11 protein-coding genes and 2 pseudogenes are annotated in these 18,739 nt (G+C 41.8%); 6 read left to right on the top strand and 7 right to left on the bottom strand.

Features of this window, described 5'->3' with window-relative positions; all coding sequences use genetic code 11:
• Positions 1–111: 111 nt before the first annotated feature.
• From ACYRY3_RS13925 to ACYRY3_RS13935, 3 genes are all read left to right on the top strand, one after another.
• Positions 112–1,383 carry an AmpG family muropeptide MFS transporter gene (locus tag ACYRY3_RS13925; RefSeq protein ID WP_460202247.1) on the top strand — a complete coding sequence of 424 codons (1,272 nt, stop codon included), beginning with the start codon at positions 112–114 and terminating at the stop codon, positions 1,381–1,383.
• Positions 1,384–1,388: 5 nt separating this feature from the next.
• The gene (locus ACYRY3_RS13930; RefSeq protein ID WP_460202248.1) at positions 1,389–1,799 is read left to right on the top strand and encodes an ABC transporter permease; all 411 of its coding nucleotides are present in this window, start codon (positions 1,389–1,391) and stop codon (positions 1,797–1,799) included.
• Between the two features lie 102 nt (positions 1,800–1,901).
• Entirely contained in the window at positions 1,902–2,069 is a 168-nt protein-coding gene (locus ACYRY3_RS13935) for a hypothetical protein (protein WP_460202249.1), read from the top strand.
• Here the strand turns inward: ACYRY3_RS13935 and ACYRY3_RS13940 are convergent.
• The 5 genes and pseudogenes from ACYRY3_RS13940 to ACYRY3_RS13960 all read right to left on the bottom strand — a co-directional run bounded on the left by ACYRY3_RS13940 (position 2,037) and on the right by ACYRY3_RS13960 (position 14,062).
• Positions 2,037–8,033 (bottom strand): amino acid adenylation domain-containing protein, encoded by a 5,997-nt coding sequence (locus tag ACYRY3_RS13940; protein WP_460202250.1) that lies wholly within the window; start codon positions 8,031–8,033, stop codon positions 2,037–2,039. The two genes, ACYRY3_RS13935 and ACYRY3_RS13940, sit on opposite strands and share 33 nt — an antisense overlap.
• A 115-nt stretch (positions 8,034–8,148) precedes the next feature.
• Positions 8,149–12,015 (bottom strand): annotated as a pseudogene (locus tag ACYRY3_RS13945) (type I polyketide synthase); the annotation flags it as partial.
• A gap of 2 nt (positions 12,016–12,017) precedes the next feature.
• Positions 12,018–13,559 (bottom strand): annotated as a pseudogene (locus tag ACYRY3_RS13950) (M3 family metallopeptidase); the annotation flags it as partial.
• Positions 13,560–13,694: 135 nt separating this feature from the next.
• Positions 13,695–13,823: a hypothetical protein gene (locus ACYRY3_RS13955; protein ID WP_460202252.1), complete on the bottom strand. Its 129-nt coding sequence runs from the start codon at positions 13,821–13,823 to the stop codon at positions 13,695–13,697.
• Positions 13,808–14,062 carry a Na/Pi symporter gene (locus ACYRY3_RS13960; protein WP_460202253.1) on the bottom strand — a complete coding sequence of 85 codons (255 nt, stop codon included), beginning with the start codon at positions 14,060–14,062 and terminating at the stop codon, positions 13,808–13,810. Before ACYRY3_RS13960 ends, ACYRY3_RS13955 begins: the two co-directional genes overlap by 16 nt.
• A gap of 708 nt (positions 14,063–14,770) precedes the next feature.
• Between ACYRY3_RS13960 and ACYRY3_RS13965 the strand changes: the two genes are divergently transcribed.
• From ACYRY3_RS13965 to ACYRY3_RS13975, 3 genes are all read left to right on the top strand, one after another.
• Positions 14,771–16,384, top strand: a complete 1,614-nt coding sequence (locus ACYRY3_RS13965; protein WP_460202254.1) for a histidine kinase N-terminal 7TM domain-containing diguanylate cyclase — start codon at positions 14,771–14,773, stop codon at positions 16,382–16,384.
• A 77-nt stretch (positions 16,385–16,461) separates the two neighbouring features.
• A complete protein-coding gene (locus ACYRY3_RS13970) occupies positions 16,462–16,722 on the top strand; it encodes a hypothetical protein (protein WP_460202255.1) in 261 nt (86 codons plus the stop codon).
• A gap of 469 nt (positions 16,723–17,191) precedes the next feature.
• The gene (locus ACYRY3_RS13975) at positions 17,192–17,419 is read left to right on the top strand and encodes a hypothetical protein (protein ID WP_460202256.1); all 228 of its coding nucleotides are present in this window, start codon (positions 17,192–17,194) and stop codon (positions 17,417–17,419) included.
• 61 nt (positions 17,420–17,480) lie between these two features.
• On the opposite strand, the gene ACYRY3_RS13980 is transcribed toward ACYRY3_RS13975, so the two are convergent.
• A complete protein-coding gene (locus ACYRY3_RS13980; RefSeq protein ID WP_460202274.1) occupies positions 17,481–17,858 on the bottom strand; it encodes a VOC family protein in 378 nt (125 codons plus the stop codon).
• 44 nt (positions 17,859–17,902) lie between these two features.
• Positions 17,903–18,736, bottom strand: a complete 834-nt coding sequence (fdhD, locus tag ACYRY3_RS13985; protein WP_460202257.1) for a formate dehydrogenase accessory sulfurtransferase FdhD — start codon at positions 18,734–18,736, stop codon at positions 17,903–17,905.
• Positions 18,737–18,739: the final 3 nt, after the last annotated feature.

Raw genomic sequence — 18,739 nt, forward strand, 5'->3', positions numbered from 1 at the left:
TAGCATTGTGGAACTTTGCACTATAAATTGGCATCTTTGCCTGACATTACGCAACATATGTGGCAAGATATCTGGCATTCATCCGGTCACCGGAGGAGATAAATTACAACTGTGAAAACGATTTTATCAATACAACGAGTTTTTGTAAGCCGAAAGATGGCAGCTTTGTTGTTACTGGGCTTTTCATCAGGATTACCATTGTTTTTAACAGGTAATACCATGAAAGCTTGGATGACAGTGGAAAATGTAGATTTAAAATCCATCGGGTTGTTCAGCTTAGTAGCTTTACCCTACTCTTTTAAGTTTATCTGGTCGCCGTTATTGGATAGGTTTACACTGCCATTTTTAGGGCGGCGGCGGGGTTGGTTAATAGCCCTACAAGTTGGATTGTTGTTGGCTGTTGCCCTCATGGCTTTCCAACAACCCAAGCAAGCAATACAACTTTTAGCTATCAACGCCATAGTTGTTGCTTTTTTGAGTGCAACTCAAGATATTGTCGCTGATGCCTATCGTACAGATGTCTTGCAAGAAGTGGAAATGGGGGCTGGTGCAGCAATTTTCGTCTTGGGCTACCGAGTTGCTTTGTTGCTTACGGGTTCTCTAGCACTCATACTTGCTGATAGGATACCTTGGTCATCGGTTTACTTGTTGATGGCAGGGAGCATGGCAATTGGAATTTTTGGTACCCTATTGGCAACGGAACCAAAGCACGTTAGTCCGCCAGAGTCGCTAGCAGAAGCAGTTCTCTTACCGTTTGGGGAATTTTTCCAACGGCGGGGAGTGCTGCAGGGCTTCTTGGTGTTGGTGTTTATTGTTCTCTACAAACTAGGCGATGCTTTCTTAAGCAGTATGTCAACGCCCTTCTTGATTAAAACAGGGTTTACCCTCACTGACATTGGCGCAATTCAAACTGGTATGGGACTGATTGCTACCATTGTTGGGACTCTGGTTGGGGGAGCGATTTTAAGTCAAATTGGTATTAATCGCTCGCTATGGGTGTTTGGTGTTCTGCAAGCCGTGAGTAACTTGGCTTACTTTTTGCTCGCACAACTGGGTAAAAATTATCAGTTTTTGGTACTCACTATTAACGTAGAAAACTTCTGTGGTGGCTTGGGCACAGCAGCATTCGTTGCCTTTCTAATGAGTCAGTGCAATCAGCGCTTCTCTGCAACTCAATATGCTTTACTCTCCAGCTTTATGGCTTTCAGTCGTGATGTTTTGGTTGCCCCATCTGGTGTATTGGCACAAAACCTGGGGTGGTCGATGTTTTTCTTAATTAGTATCGCCGCAGCTTTGCCTGGGTTAGTTCTACTACCATTGTTTGCTCCTTGGAATCAACAGCCGGTAGCAATTCCCAGACCTGGACTTGACTATGAGGATTAAGAATTATGGGGCAAAAACTCATTATTAGTATCGCAACAGTTATTCTTCTCATTACTGGTGTATTACTCGGCTACGTTCTTTCCCAGTTAGTGCTGGGATTTTTAGCACTTAATTGGTTAACTTTTCTAGGAACATTTAGCCTAATTGTCATTTTTGGTACGTTGTATTACGTTTTATTTTGGGAGTTTAGAAGGCAGCAGTCTCAACCACAGCAGCTATCTCGGGAAGCGGCAAAACCCCAACGTGAGGAACGCGGACCTGATGCCAATCTTAAAAATAAGCTGGTCAGTCTGTTATCTGGTGATACTTCCACTGCTGAACGGCTTGTTGAGCAGGCAAAGCAAGATTTCCCCGGTATGCCGGAAAATTGGTATTGGGAAAGAGCTATTGCCGATTTAGAGCGCGATCGCAGGTAATATTGTTTTTCCGATCCCCAAACTCGCTAAAATAAATTAAAACAGCTTAATAAATCTTAAGCTACTTTTGATAACAATCTGCTGTTCCTCGCGAACCAAGATATGGCTATTTTTCGTCAATACATTGCACCATTAATTGTAGTGCTGATATTTTTCATTGCTCTTGTGGCAGTCAGCGCTCGGATCTTTCTTCCCTCAGATATGGCTGCACCTGCACCCGTTGAGGAATTAGGGATGTTATTGAGGATTGTTACGAGTAGGTTGGGTTGAGGCACTAATGAAGTATGAAGGATGAACGTAGGTTGGGTTGAGGCCACGAATTTTGACTTGGTGGTCAATCCGACCAATGTACTCTATTTCTCCGCTTGGAAGATAGCGGGCTAAATCCCCAGTTTTGTACAGAAGTGCGCCTGGTTCGTTCCTCAAGGGGTTGGGGATGAACTTTTCTGCTGTCAAGTCAGGACGGTGAAAATAGCCCCTTGCTAATCCTGCACCACCTATATGCAGTTCGCCCGGTACACCTACAGGCACTAACTGACCGTATTGGTTTAAGATGTACAATTGCGTGTTTGCAATTGGATGACTAATTGGTACAACATTGCTTTGGGTGACTACCTGAGATGCGGCTGACCAAATGGTGGTTTCTGTCGGACCGTACATATTCCACAACGAGTGACACCGATGCATTAGCTGACTGGCTAGGTGTCCTGGTAAGGCTTCTCCACCACATAAGATTTTTAAGTGATGATTGCCATTCCAACCTGTTGCTAGAAGCATCTGCCATGTAGCTGGTGTGGCTTGCATAACTGTAGCTTTTGAGTGAGTCAGTACGGATGACAAGCGCATTCCGTCTAAGGCCACTTCCCGACTGACAACTACTAAGCATGCACCTACAATGATTGGGAGGAAAAGTTCCAATGCCGCAATATCAAAGGCATAGGTGGTGATTGCGAGTAGGGTATCTTCGTGAGTTAACCCCGGTGTTTGCTTCATAGCGGACAAAAAGTTGCTCAAAGCGCTGTGGGGAATTTGTACACCCTTGGGTTTGCCTGTGGAACCAGAGGTATAAATCACATAAGCCAGGTTTTGAGCCGTTAACTCACACAATAAATTTTCCTGACTGTGTTGTACAATAGCTTGCCCATCAGTATCTAAACAAACAACTTTCGCTTTGTGTTGGGGCATTGCTTGTACCAGAGATGCTTGCGTCAGCAACACTGGTACTTGAGCGTCTTCGAGTATATATGCCAGTCGCTGTGGTGGATAAGTTGGGTCTAGTGGGACATATGCACCACCTGCTTTGAGGATGGCTAACAGTCCGATGACCATGTGGAGCGATCGCTCCACACAAATTCCCACCAAAGTCTCTGGTTTCACTCCCAGATAACGCAAGTAATGCGCCAGTTGATTTGCTCGCTCGTTCAGTTCCCGATATGTAAGCTTTTCTTCCTCAAACAGAACCGCCACCGCCTCCGGTGTTCTTTCCACTTGGGCTTCAAATAATTCGTGAATGCACAGTTGAGGATAGTCAGCTTGGGTGTCATTCCACTCTACAAGCAGATTCTTCTCCGCTTGAGTTAGCAACGATAACTCCGACAGGGGTTGCTGTGGATGAGCGACAATCTCTGCAAGCAAAGTCTGCAAATGCCCTGCCATTCGCTTAATGGTCTGTGCCTCAAACAGGTCAACATTATATTCCAGAGTGCCAATTATCCCTGAAGCCGTTTCCTGCATATACAAAGTTAAATCAAACTTTGCCGTGTCACTGTTGCTTTCTAGGGAAGTTAAAGTCAAACCTTGTAATTCTAATGCAGACATGGGTGCATTTTGAAGCACAAACATGACTTGAAACAGTGGTGAGCGGCTCAAGTCTCGTTGTGGTTGCAGTTGTTCCACCAACACATCAAACGGTAAATCCTGGTGTGCATACGCCGCCAATGTCATTTCCCGCACGCGAGTTAGTAGCGCCTCAAAGGTGGGATTGCCTGCTAAGTTGGTTCGCAGTACCAAAGTATTGATAAAAAAACCAATTAACCCTTCTATTTCCCCACGATTGCGATTAGCAATGGGCGAACCAACTACAATATCTTCACTGCCTGTATAATGCCGTAGCAAAGCCACAAAACCTGCCAGCAGCGTCATAAATAAAGTACTGCCGTGCTGTTGGCTGAGTTTATTGAGGGCTAGAGATAATTCATCCGACAGTTCAAACGAATATGTACCACCCCGGAATGTCTGTACGGCGGGTCGGGGACGATCCGTAGGTAACTCCAAAACTCTGGGCGCATCCTCTAACTGCTTGAGCCAGTAAGATATATGGGATTGCAGGGCTTCTCCAGTTAGCCATTGTCGCTGCCACGAGGCAAAGTCTACGTATTGGATGGGCAGTTCGGCTAAGGGTGAAGGTTGTTCATTGCAGAAAGCTTGATATAATGCCGCCAGTTCCCGCACCAGTACACCCATTGACCAACCGTCAGCGGCAATATGGTGCATTGTCAGTAGTACAATGTGTTCTTGTTCGCTTAAGTGCAGTAGTTTTACCCTGAGCAGGAGGTCATCTTCCAGATTAAAGGGTTGCTGTGCCTCTTGTAATGCCTGTTGTTTAACTTCAACTTCCTGTTGATTTGATGCTAACTCGCTAAGATTGAGTATGGGCAACACGAGGGATGTTGCTTCGGAAATAACTGCCACCGCTTGCCCCTCAATAGTTTTGAAATTGGTTCGCAACGCTTCGTGACGACGTACAATTTCGTTGAAACTGAGTTGTAGCGCCTTAACATTCAGTTGTCCCTGCAAGCGAACAGCCGCAGAAATATTGTAGAAAGGGCTGTTTGGCTCTAATTGGGCAAGGAACCACAATCTCTGTTGGGCAAAGGAGAGGGGTAACTCTTGCGATCGTTCAATCCGCTTGATGGGTGGTACTTCTAATCCCAAGCCTGCATGGGTGGCTTTTTCAATCTCTTTGGCTAGCCCAGCAATTGTTGGTTGTTCAAATAGACTTTGTAAAGGAAGCTCGATTTGAAACACTTGCCGAAGTTGGGAAAACACACGCGTTCCTAATAAGGAGTGTCCGCCCAAGGTAAAGAAATTATGACGAATGCCGATATTTTCAATTCCAAGCACCTCTTTCCAAATACCCACCAGTATCTGCTCGATAGGTGTAGAAGCAGCGATAAAATCAGATTCGGATAATAACTGTGTCGAATCTAGTGTAGGCAATGCTTTGCGGTCTATCTTCCCATTGGGTGTCAGGGGTAGTGCCTCTAAGAGGACGAAAGCTGCGGGTATCATGTAGTTTGGCAGCTTTGACTCTAAAAATTGGCGTAGTTCGGTAATTGTCAGTGTTTCCCCTGGATACGGAACTACATAGGCTACTAAAGATTGAGAATCGGTTTCGGAAAACTGAAGAATAACTGCAGTTTCTCGTACTGCTAAGTGTTGGCATAGGGCAGCTTCAATTTCTCCCAGTTCAATGCGGAAACCACGGATTTTCACCTGGTGGTCAATACGCCCTAAATATTCAACGTCTCCATTGGGCATATAGCGGGCTAAATCCCCAGTTTTGTAGAGACGTGCACCTAGTTTGTTGCTAAAGGGATTGGGGATAAATTTTTCAGCAGTCAGTCCAGGACGGTTTAAATAACCTCGTGCGAGTTGGTCGCCACCTACATATATCTCACCAGGTACACCTACAGGAACAGGTCGCTTGCTGGCATCAAGTATATATATTTGTGTATTAGCAATTGAACGACCAATTAAGACAGATGGGGGAACGGGTGTTTGCGAACTCATGCTATGACAAGTGACATCCGCAGAGACCTCCGACGAACCATAAAGGTTTAACAAGATACTATCTGGCAAACTCTTCTGAAATTGGGTAATTACGTCAGTGGACAGTGCTTCGCCACTACTAATCCACAACTTTAACTTAGGTAGCTGCAACTGTAAATTATTGTATGTATTCAATAGTACGCGTAATAATGAAGGCACAAGTACTATCCGTGTTACATTATTGTGGGCAAGAGCCTTGACAAACTGCTGTGGGTCTTTGACAACTTGATCGGTCACAATGACTGTGGATACTCCTTGGAGTAAGGGACCAAAGATTTCCCATACAGAATCCACAAAATTTAGGGATGTTTTCTGGCAACCAATTTCGTCCTGTCTGAAGGGATAATTCTGCCACATCCATTGGAAGCGATTGATAGCACCTCTATGTAGACCCAAAACTCCCTTGGGTTGACCTGTCGAGCCAGAAGTGTAGATAACGTAAGCCAGGTTATCAACTTTTGAAATACTGATAGGGTTGTCCTTGCTTTCTTGCTTGATTATTTCCCAGTCCCTGTCTAAAGAAATGACTGTTATTTGTCCTTTGTTATGAGCCATTTGTCTAAACCTATTCACAAATGACGAATGACTAATGACCAATGACACTTGAGAATCTGACAGCATGAAAGCTAAACGTTCTTGGGGATAATGGGGGTCTAGTGGGACGTATGCACCACCAGCTTTGAGAACGCCTAAAAGTCCGATGACCATATAGAGCGATCGCTCCACACAAATCCCCACCAACGTCTCTGGCTTCACTCCTAGCGATTGCAAGTAATAGGCTAGTTGGTTAGCTTTAGCGTTGAGTTCACTGTAGCTTAACTGTTGGTCTTCAAACACCACTGCTATAGCATCGGGTGTGGATTCTACTTGCGCTTCAAATAACTGATGGATGCACTTATCTTTAGAGTCATTGGTAGTAGTATCGTTCCACTTCACCAATAGAGCTTGCTCCTCTGCTACTGTCAAAAGTGGTAAATTTGATAAACGTTTCTCTGGGTAGTTAACGATACCTTCCAACAAATGAGTAAAATGCCCTATTACCCGGTTAATAGTAGTAGTGTTAAACAGGTCGGTGTTGTACTCCAAGGCTCCTTCTAGCCCTTGCTTTGTATCCTCTAAATACAATGTCAAATCAAACTTGGCAATTCCAACGTCTACAGATTGAGGATTCAACGTTAAATTAGGCAGTTGTAAAGCTTGTAATGGTGCTTCTTGAAAAACAAACATGACCTGAAACAGAGGCGTATAACTCAATGCCCGTTCTGGTTGCAATTCTTTGACTAATTGCTCAAAAGGTAACTCTTGATGGTCATAAGCTTCCAAGGTAGTTTCTTTAACCCTTGCCAATAGTTCGCGGAAACTCAGCTCGTGAGATAACTTAGTCCGCAACACCAAAGTATTGAGAAAACATCCTATTAAATTTTCTGTTTCAGTACGCGTGCGATTGGCAACAGGAGTCCCAACCAGCAAATCTGTCTGCCCTGTGTAACGGTAAAGCAAAGTTTTAAACACTGCTAGCAACACCATAAAAAGAGTTGCATTTTCCTTTTGACCTAGGGACTTAAGGGCATCTGTCAGAGGTTGGGGTATAGTTACATTTGCTCGTCCTCCTCGGTAGCTTTGATGTATGGGACGTGGACAATCGGTAGGTAACGCAAGAATTGGTGGTATATCCCTTAGTTGTTTTTTCCAATAAGCCAACTGACGAACATTGTCTTCTCGATCTAGAGATTGACGTTGCCAAAGGGCGAAGTCTGCATACTGAATAGGCAATTCTGGTAAAGGTAAGAGTTTACCCTTGCAAAAAGCTTCGTATAATGTTGTTAACTCTTGATAAAAAATTTGACGAGACCAACCATCATAAATGATGTGGTGTATGGTTGAAAGTAAAATATGTTCTTGCTCGTGTAAGCGGATAAGAGCCACTCGCAAGAGAGGAACCAGGGTCAGGTCGAAGGTTTGAATAGAAAACTCAGTTATAAGTTGCTTGGCTGTTGCTTCTTGTTCGTCTTTTGACAACTCTTGTATATCTATAATAGGCAGCTTAACTGTTAGTTGAGGGTGAATATGTTGTATAAGTTGGCTATCTATAAATTGAAAGCTAGTACGCAGAATTTCGTGACGTTTAATAATTTCGTTAATGCTTTTTTCTAAAAAATTAGCATTTATTTTACCTATAAAACGAATCAGACTAAATTCGTTACATAAGGGCAAATTCGGTTGTAATTGATGAAGAAGCCAGAATCTTTCCTGGCTTAAAGATAAACACAAGACATCAGAATCTATTCTTTTTGGGATTGACGTTAAGTTTTTTGTCTTTACACTTTGCTGCTTTAGGCGCAGTTTCAATATTTCACGTTGTTCTGGAGATAAAGCGGCAATTCTTTGATGGATATCTTTCACGACAAATCACCTTAATAATCTGTGTCAGGTTTAGACAAGAGTTGTTTTCAAATTATTTAATTCACGTTTATAATCTAAGAAAATGATGTTTTTTTAGCAATGAATTGTGGTTAATTTATGCTTCTTTTACAAGAGTTGCTTGAATTTCATCAGGAGAAAGATTTTCAATTTCTGTTAAAACTTTGTCTATATCCTCTATCTCTTCAAATCGTAGTTCATTTTGAGAGATGACAGTAGCTAATTCAGCAATTGTAGGAGCATCAAACAAAAGAGTTCGTAGTGACAATTCTATGTGGAATATTTCACGTAACCGTGAAATTATTTGTATTGCCAGTAGAGAATGCCCTCCTAATTCAAAGAAATTGTCGTAAATTCCTACTTTTTCAATACTTATGAGATCTTGCCAAATGTCCGCAATAATATCCTCTACTTCATTACGAGGAGCAACATAGGAATTACTATCAAGATAACGTTGGTGTTTTGATTGTTCTGTTTGTAAATTTCCTGATATTGATTGCTGACTTTTGCCAATCAGTTCTTGTACATCTCTTGTTGAAACTAAGATTTGAGCTAGAGAACTTTCCAAGACCCGGCTAAAGGCATCTACTCCTTCTTCAGATAATATACCATTTTCAATGGTTTCTTGTCGCAGTTTTTTTACTTCATAAGGTATGGTAGGAGCAACAGCCATACCTACTTCTTTCCATGCATCCCAGTTAACACTAATTGTAAATGGACTGCTTTTAGAGTTATTAAAATGAGCAAATTCATCTAAAAATGCATTAGCAGCACAATAGTCTACATCTCCCAATCCACCTAAGATTGAACTGAGGCTTGAGGTAAAAACCAAAAAGTCTAAATTGACACCTTTAAGAACATCACTGAGGACTAAGGTTCCCTTAATTTTTGGAGCAAAAACCTTCTGGTTTATGTCCCATGATTTAGATTGAATCATGTCAATATCTGCAACTCCCGCAGCATGAATCACACCATTGATTTCACCAAAGCATTCTAAAGATTGAGCAACAACCTGTTGCATTTGCTTGTCATGAGTGACATCTGCTGACAGTACTAAAACTTTAGAGCCTAATGACTCCAATTCCTGCAATTTCCTAATTTTTAAGTGAGTTTCGTCAGAAGTATCATGGCTGGCTTGCCATTGTTTCCAATGTTCTTTGGCTGGCAATTCAGAACGTCCAACCAGGATAAGTCTAGCTTCTACTGTCTGAGCAAGGTATTTAGCAATCTCTAGTCCTATACCTCCGGTACCTCCTGTAATTAGATATACTCCTTTTTGCCGTAGCCGTGTTTTGCTATGAACGGGTTTTTCTAAAGTTATAGGTTCAAATATCTGTACCCAACGATGATTATTCCGATAAGCAATAATTGATTCTTCTGAGTCTACCGTTAGTTCTGCAAGTATTTTTGTTGCTAAATCTTTTGTGTCTGGTGTTAATAATACATCAACATGACGACATTGCAACCAAGGGTATTCTTGGGGTATCACTTTACAAGGTCCCAGGATTGTAGCTTTTGCAGGGCATAATTCTTCAACGCCAGTTACATTATATAAATGGTTGCTGACGATTAAAATTTGGGTAACTCCATTTATATTATGTTTTTCAAAAGCTTGGGCTAAGTAAATTAAACTCCAATAACCGTAATTTTGAATTGTTTCCAATGATAAAGATGTTGTATTAGTGAGACTCCATAAATGAATAATATTAGCTATGCTTCTTCCTGTTTCCTGAATTTTACGAAACAAATCTTTATAATCATTAAACTTTGATGGATTAATGGTGTAACTATTACCATCAATTTGTTGAAATTTCTTTCCTAATATCACAGCAATGACATCCTGTCCAGCTTCTTGTAATTGCTTGACCAGTTGCGAACCTATGCCACATTCATCAACGAATATTAGATAAAAACCAAGCTTTATTTCCCTTGCTTTGGTCAAAGGAATTCGTTTCCAAGAAGGAATATAAAACCAGTTAGCAATATTGGACTTTCTACCAAGCTGGTTTTCAACCTTAGTTAATAACTGTACTGGTTTTTCAGGTTCAATCCAATAACGTTGGCGCTCAAATGGATAAGTAGGTAGAGGTACGCGGTGGCGTTCTTCACCAGTATAAAAACCCGACCAATTTATGGGAACTCCTGCCAACCAAAGTTTACCTAAAGTATCTAGTAAATAAGCTATATCTGAGTTTTGCTCCTGAGGATGGCGCAAAGAAGGCAATACAACTTGCCCTGCCGATTGATGAGTATGTTGTTTAATGAGAGTACACAAAGTCCGTCCGGGTCCTACTTCCAACAAAATACGGTTTGGTTCTTGCAGTAATGTAGATATGCCTGCTGAAAACTGTACGGGTTGTCGTAAATGTTGTGCCCAGTAATAAGCATCGGTTGCTTGTTCTGTTGTAATCCAGGTTCCCGTGATATTGGAAATAAAAGGAATCTTGGGAGAATTCAGCTTGATTTTTTTCACAACCTTGATGAACGGTTCTAACACGGGTTCCATCATCTGGGAATGAAAAGCATGGGATGTATGCAGACGACGGCACTCTATACCTCTGGCAGCCAATTGCTCTTGCAAAGCATTGATAGCATCATGTGTTCCTGAAACTACGCATAATGAAGGTGCATTATTGGCGGCTAATGATAACTGTTCGTTCAGTAGGGTTTTTACTTCTGCTTCTGACAGTGGAATAGACAGCATGGCACCTGTTGGCATTTGTTGCATCAGTCGCCCACGGGTAGCAACCAAAGCTAACGCATCTTCAAGTGACATAACACCGGCAATACATGCAGCGACATACTCGCCGATACTATGACCTATCATGGCTTGCCCAGATATGCCCCAAGACATCAATAACTGAGCAAGTGCATATTCGATCGCAAATAATGCTGGCTGTGCAATAGAAGTCTGTTGGAGTTTTTCTGCGGCTACTTCCTTTTCTGATTCCTGAGGATAAAGGACAGAACGTAAATCCAATCCTAAATGAGGTGTCAGTATCAAACTACAATTATCAACCACCTCTCGAAAAACCGATTCAGTTTGATAGAGTTCTCTAGCCATATCTACGTACTGGGAACCCTGCCCGGAGAACATAAAGGTGATGAAACGTTCAATAGGTTCCTCAAAATGTGTTACAACTCGTTTTGGTTCTTGACTTTCTAATACACCAATCGCATCTTGGATATTCTGACACACAACCATCCGACGATGATTGAAGGAACTACGCCCTACTTGTAGTGTATAAGCGACATCAGCTAGTTTTAAATCTGGATGTTGTACGAGATGTTTGGCTAAATTTTCTGTGGCAATTTGAAGTGCTGAATCGGTTTTGGCAGACAGTAATAACAACTGCCAGGGACGAGAAGGGCTCGACTCTGGAAGGTTTGGGGCTTCTTCTAAAATGACGTGAGCATTGGTGCCACCTATACCCAACGAGCTCACACCTGCACGACGGGGTAAGTGCGTTGTTTTCCATTCCTTCAGCTTGGTGTTGACGTAGAAGGGACTATTGGCGAAATCAATTTGGGGATTAGGTTGCTCGAAATTCAAACTTTGTGGTATTAACTTATACTGAAGAGCAAGAACTGTCTTGATCAGCCCTGCAACTCCAGCAGCTGCATCTAAATGACCAATATTTGTTTTAACTGAACCAATGGCACAAAAACCCTTTTTCTCTGTACTGGCACGAAAAACTTTTGTTAACGCAGCAATTTCAATTGGGTCGCCTAAGGCTGTACCAGTACCATGAGCTTCGATATAGCTAATTGTTTCTGGTTCTGCATCTGCTAAAGCCAATGCTTCAGCTACGACTTCAGCCTGCCCATTGACACTGGGCGCTGTATAACCAACTTTACCGGAGCCATCATTGTTAATGGCAGTTCCTTTAATGACAGCATAAATATTGTCACCGTCAGCGATCGCATCTGCCAACCGCTTTAAAACGACTATCCCCACTCCATTGATTCTACGGCATCCCACTCAACATTATTGATGCCTGCTGCTGAAGGATAATCCACCTTAGTTAGCATCAGATGCAAGCCATGACCAAACTCGTGGAACAGAGTTTCGACTTCATTAAAAGTCATTAAACTAGGCTTACCATCGACTGGGGGAGTTTGGTTGCACACCAAATAAGCCACAGGTAAACGAATCGTTGTGACTCCATTTTCCACAACTTTGCCACGGTTAATACAAACATCCATCCACGCACCGCCACGTTTTTCCGCAGGGCGGCTGTAGGGGTCTAAGTAAAAGTAGGCGATAGGATGACCGGTTTCATCAGAAATTTGGAAATACCGTACATCCTCATGCCAAACTGGCGCTTGACCATCAGCCGGAGTAACAGTCACGCCAAATAAGCGCTTGACCAGACCAAACAAACCATCTAAAACTTGAGGTAGGGGGAAGTAGGGACGCAGCTCTTCGGCTGTAAAGGCAAATTTTTCTTCTCGTTGACGTTCTGCCCAAAAGGCGATGTCCCAGTGGCACAATTCCTTTGCTTCTGGTGCTCCTTTGGATGAAGCGAAAGCTTTGAGTTCTTCCAATTCCTTAACAGCAGCATCATAACTCCGCTCCCGGATTTCTTCCAAGAGAGACTCTACTGCTTGAACGTTGGGAGCCATTTTACTGGCTAGGCTCAATTCAGCATATGTTTCATAGCCCAGTAACTGTGCTAATTCTTGACGCAATTGCAAAATGCGTTCAATAAGAGGGTTGTTATCCAACTCGCCTGACGAAGCACGGGCTATAAAAGCCTTATATAGCTTTTCTCTTAAGTCTCGTCGGGTACTGTGTTGCATAACGGGCATATAACTGGGAGCATCCAGAGTAATGCGCCAAGGTCCATTTTCCGTTGTCGCGTTTTCTTCTCCTGCAGATCGTGCAGCTTGTGCAGCCAAACTGAGGAAACTGGGGGGCAATCCATCAATTTCTTCTTGAGTTGTTAAAGTCAAGCTAAAGGCTTTAGTCGCATCTAGTAGGTGGTTGGAAAATTTAGTAGATATTTCAGCCAACTCCATCTGAATAGCGTTAAAACGCTCTCTTGCTTCTCCTTCCAAGCCAACACCTGCAAGTTCAGCATCTCGAATAGCCGCTTCCACTATGCGCTGTTGGGCTGCGTCCAAAGTTGACCAACTGTCACTGGTGCGAAGTGCTTTGAAAGCATTGTAGATAGGTTGGCTTTGACTGAGTTTGTTGGAAAACTGTACCACCTGTGGCTGAACGGTTTCAAATGCCTCGCGCAGTTCGGGGCTATTTTTTACGCCCATGAGATGGTTGACTACGCCCCAACTCCAGTACAGCCGTTCTGTCAGTTGTTCTAAAGGCTGTACTAAACCACTCCACGTAGGCTCGACACTAACTTCCAACGCCGTCAGTTCTTTGTCTAATTCCGCTAAAAGTTGGTTGAATGCTGGTACTACCTGCTCTGGTTTTATTTTTGCAAAGGGAGGTAAGCCAGAGCCTCTTAGTAAGGGATTATCCGAAATAATAACTGCTTCACTCATCATTCTGTTAGAGTACCCAGTAAATAAAAGCAAAAACCGATTTCTCTTTCTTGTATCTTCTAATGTAGCGATTGCTTTTGCTATTGCGGGTTTTTCGCAACTGGAGGTGATAAGAACCGTCTTCAGAGTGAAGAATTACCTTTGTACTTGTGCTTTCTCCAAATCCGAGTTGCATCCAGCAGAAGTAGTTTCACTTCTGCCCTTGGGAATCAGCATTTCTAGCCCACGCGCAATCAACGGTAAAAATGCTATGACCAATGCCATAACAACCCGGCACTCACCATTGCGATTACGATGATGATTGTCACACTTGATGAATCCAAGATTGTTGTCACTACAGTGCCAGTCAGTACCCCCGCAAGACGATTAGTGGTAAATCGACCAAGGATATCCTTCATGCGATCGCCCGCTAAAGCTTCTAATCCTTCTGCCATACGAGTTACACCATACAAAAATAGAACTAGACGGGCTAGCGCACCCGTAGTAATTTTGAATTTGAACATATCTGAAATATTACATTATATAACTGATATCCTTAACTGGATTGCATGACTAAAACGGTTTATGCCAAGCAATAAAAAATTCGCATGATTCAAATATTGTTATAGAAATATTGTCAGTTTTATGTTGAAAATTTAGGGCTTTTGCTTTACGTAGATTTTTTGGAGAATTGGATGGTAAACAAATAAAATTTTGTCCTATTGTACCTATCATTATTTACACCTCAAGAGAGAGTTTTATCTATTATTTAGATAGATCTTTTTGTTTAAACTTTATTTAACCTAATTTTAATTTTTTATTTGTTGTAATAATTATGTTTCTTAAGTAATCCAGAATAAACATAGCAATCAGTACATCATTGGTAAAATCGAGAAATCTGTAACTTTTACGAAATACTAATACCAATTCTTTATGAAGCTACACACAATTTTTACAGTACTTCACATAAAATTACTGCTATTTAAGTACAGCCAATATATTTTTTCATTGTTCCATACAAAAAGCACGTAAAATTACTGTCATTTAAGGTAGAGCCAATGTGTTTTTACAGTATTTCATAAGGTTTTTACATAAAATTACTGCTATTCAAGGTATAAACTGTGTGTCTTGACACGGTTATACATATTAAGTATGTGAAAATTACTTGAACACCATAATTAACTCAAACTTCTCTTATAAGGTTGAGTTAATCTCTTGAATGCTTTGTCAATATGCTTTTTCAGTACAATTTCTACTTTATTCTTCTGTGTGTTACGGCAATCATCTCAGCGATTGTTGCCTTTGCAGCTTGGCGACGCCGTTCAAATTCTTCGGCTAGCAAATCTTTCATTGCGATGATGTTGGCAATTACGGGATACGCTACTGTGGCAGCGATGGAAGCATTTGCCATAAAACTCCGAGAAAAAATATTTTGGTCAAAGCTGGAGTATGTCGCCTCAGGAAGCGTAATTACGTTTTTTCTGATATTTGCGCTGCACTTCACGAACAAAAATTATTGGCTAACCCCTAAACATACAGCCTTGCTATGGGCGCTCCCTACCTTCAATATGATTTTGGTAGCAACAAACGAATGGCATAGTTTAGTCTGGTCAGGTTTTTTTCCTGTTCTTAATGGAATGAATGTTGTGATTTATCAACACAATCTGGGTTTTTTTTGGATCATGGGCTGTGTTTACACCTACACATTTGTAGGTGTAGTAATGCTGATTCAAAAATCCTTATTGCCACCAGTGCTGTATTGTCAGCAATCTATAATCACATTAGCTGCTGTAGTTTTACCACTATTGGGAGCTACTTTGTATATGCTTCGCCTCACTCCTGTGGGTCTCAATATCACGCCGATGTGCTTCATGCTGACAGGGCTGTTCTTTTTTGTTAACATTTTTCGCTTTCGGATGTTTGACCTGGTTCCCATAGCGAGAGAAACCTTGATTGAAAAGATGAGTGACGGTGTGGTAGTCTTGGATGTCAAAAATCGTATTATCGACATTAATCCGGCGGCAGAAAGTCTGATTGGGGCAAAACACCAGCATATTGGACAACCTGCTGCTCAAGTCCTGGAAAAATGGCAAGACATTATCAGGCTATATCATCCTTATGAAAGCGCCAAAACAGAGATATTCATTAATTCGGGAATTCCAAGTTATATAGAGTTAGTCATTACTCCATTATTCAATGAGCGCAAGAAGTTAACAGGCCGTCTGCTTGTTTTGCATGACATTACCCAACGCTATCAGGCTGAATCAGAACTCCGACAAGCAAATCAACGTTTGCAGCAACAGTTACTTAAAATTGAAATGTTACAATCTCAGTTACGGGAACAGGCTGTAAGGGACGGACTAACGGGCTTGTTCAATCGGCGTTATTTTGAGGAGATCTTTTTACAAGAACTGTTACAAGCAGAGAAGAATTTTACTCCGGTTGCTTTAATTCTCATGGATTTCGATTATTTCAAAAAGATTAATGATACATTTGGTCATCAGGCTGGGGATATGGTAATCCAAGTATTTGCAAATCTTTTGCGTTACCATCATGACTCTGAGGACATTATATGCCGATATGGTGGTGAGGAGTTTGTATTAGTTTTACCAGGGCTGACACTGGAGAAAGCTTTTGACCATGCTGAACAAATTCGCTTATCATTTCAAGCGGCGCGGTTAAAATTTGCAGGTAAAGAAATATATGCAACAGTTTCGGGTGGAGTGGGTGTGTTTCCATCTCATGGAAAAACTAAAGATGAGCTATTGCAAGCAGTGGATCGGGCTTTATATGCCGCTAAATTAGATGGTCGCAATTGCATGAAATACGTTCAATCCCATTATTAACTATTGAAAATCAAGTGATTTTTGTCAATACTCTCAATTATAAAATAAAATTTTTTTCTGCACTCGCTTTCAATGATATGGAAGCAGCTGCCGTAGTGACAGCCTACGGTAGGCGCATATTACAATTCATGATTGCGGTAATCAACAGCGCTGGCAAAATTCCTATTGAAGAAGTTGAGCCAGTTTTGCCGCAAGTCATTGTAGGTATGGAAACCAAGTTTCTGGATTACAACGGGCTTGTTCCAGTTGCAATAGGGGCTATCCAAGAAATGAAACGATATTACGATGAAAAAATAGCCAATTTGGAGATGCAACTAGAAGAGTTCAAGAAGGCATAAATTAAGTAGGTCAACCTTAAAAAACATAAAATAAACCTAACCCCCCAGCCCCCTTCCCTATTAGGCAAGGGGGAGAGGAATGGAAGCGAGGTCTTACGTTTAATTAGGTTGACCTACTTAACAGCCGCAATCAGTTCTTAAGGTTGTCAACATTGGTAGCAGATCCCAGACTAAGTGGAAAATCTGCTGCTATTTGATACCACGGTTGCTACTTTTACTCCTGCTTGTTTTGACAAACCGCTAGTTGTTTGAGTTCGTCAAACAGAATATTGGGTTTTGGAGGGACAAGGGAGATAAAGGGATGGGGGGAGAAATATTCTCAACTCCACCTCCCTAGTTTCCACTCCCTGCTTCCAACCTTTTACGGAAATATTGACGATACAACTCATAGCGTGGTGACGAAACACAACCGTTGAACAGAGGAAGACTATTCCTGATTGATGAAACTTAAGGGATTGTAGGCAGATGGGTGGCAACAACCAGCACCGCAGACAAACAAGGCGTCAAAGATTGGAATATTCGCGGTGGAGTGTTACCTCCAACTTATGAACTGGCTCAGCCATTACCTTTTTATTCTGTGGCAGTCAATCCTGTAAACCTCAAACATGTTAAGGGAGTAGAAGGCAATGGCTATCCGATTACACCCTTCGAGGTCAAAACAAAAGATTTAATTTTTCCTAATAAGGAGGGTATATAAATGCTAGCTTTGCAAAAGCTAGAGCGATTTTCTTTAAAAGAATTGTTGGCTGAACTGAGAGCTAAGGAATGCTAGATTGATGCAGAATTAAGCGATTGTTATCGGGATCGTAAGCATATATTTCCCTACCGTGGGAAGCAGTTGTTATGTTTCCTGGTGGAGGATAACCTAATGCAGTCAGGTGTGCGATCGCACTTTCTAAATCTCGTACCTCTAAACACAAGCTCATTTTACTTTTCTCAGAGTTTTCAAATTCAGAAAAATGCGTATTTTTTGGTTTAAAAATACCTAATTTTAATCCCTCAAATTGAAATTCAGCATAAACATTCGGAATAATACTTGTTGGTTCTATACCTAGAAATTGGGTATAGAACTGAACGAGATTTTCAAGATGAACGGTTGCCAGAGTAACAAATGCGTCAGTAAATTGAATAGTCATTGACCGTCGGAAATCCTCAGTCATACTCTCCTAATTCTAGCCCCTTATCGTATCCTTTCTAACCCAGCATACACATTAAACTTTTCCCCGCGTAAAAATCCAATTAAAGTGATTCCAAATTCCTTTGCTATTGACACCGCTAAACTGCTAGGAGCAGAAACACAACAGACAATAGGAACTCCTGCTGCAGTACATTTTTGCAAAATTTCAAAACTAGAACGCCCGCTGACCATCACAATACAATCGTTTAACGGCAATTGCTCGCTCAGCAAAGCAGAACCAATTAATTTGTCTAATGCATTGTGACGCCCCACATCTTCCTGTAAGGTTAGCAACTGTCCTTGAGTATCGAACAAAGCAGCTGCATGGAGACCCCCTGTCGCATCAAATACACTTTGGGCTGCTCTCAGTTTATCTGGTAAAGTATAAATAATCTCAGGTGCAACCGTTAGCCCTTGAGGTATGGGCGGATAATTTCGCAAGTGCAAAGCCTCAAGACTAGCCTTACCACAAACTCCACAAGCACTTGTTGTATAAAAATGCCTTTCTAAACGCTGTAAATCTGGATTTAATCCGTCTTCCAGGGTAATGTTGACAATGTTATATTGCTGCTCACCATCCACCAGATTATCTACGCAGTAACTCATGCGTTGGATATCGTCTCTACAGCTAATTACCCCCTCGCTGTAAAGAAATCCAGCAGCTAATTCAAAATCCGCTCCAGGTGTTCGCATTGTTACCGCAACTGTTTGACGTGGAAATGTCAGGCGAATTTCCAGTGGTTCTTCGGTAGCGAGTTGATCGGAACGCGATCGCACTTTACCATTTTCTATAACCCAAACAGAGGCTTTGGTTTTGCTTCGAGTTGGAGTTGTCACGCG

Source organism: Scytonema sp. NUACC21 (genome assembly GCF_054684315.1).

Bases quoted from the DNA above. Each gene is read 5' to 3' on its own strand.
- ACYRY3_RS13930 (WP_460202248.1), top strand. From the start codon at position 1,389: ATGGGGCAAAAACTCATTATTAGTATCGCAACAGTTATTCTTCTCATT.
- ACYRY3_RS13935 (WP_460202249.1), top strand. From the start codon at position 1,902: ATGGCTATTTTTCGTCAATACATTGCACCATTAATTGTAGTGCTGATA.
- ACYRY3_RS13955 (WP_460202252.1), bottom strand. From the start codon at position 13,823: ATGGCATTGGTCATAGCATTTTTACCGTTGATTGCGCGTGGGCTAGAA.
- ACYRY3_RS13960 (WP_460202253.1), bottom strand. From the start codon at position 14,062: ATGTTCAAATTCAAAATTACTACGGGTGCGCTAGCCCGTCTAGTTCTA.
- ACYRY3_RS13965 (WP_460202254.1), top strand. From the start codon at position 14,771: ATGCTTTTTCAGTACAATTTCTACTTTATTCTTCTGTGTGTTACGGCA.
- ACYRY3_RS13970 (WP_460202255.1), top strand. From the start codon at position 16,462: ATGGAAGCAGCTGCCGTAGTGACAGCCTACGGTAGGCGCATATTACAA.
- ACYRY3_RS13980 (WP_460202274.1), bottom strand. From the start codon at position 17,858: ATGACTATTCAATTTACTGACGCATTTGTTACTCTGGCAACCGTTCAT.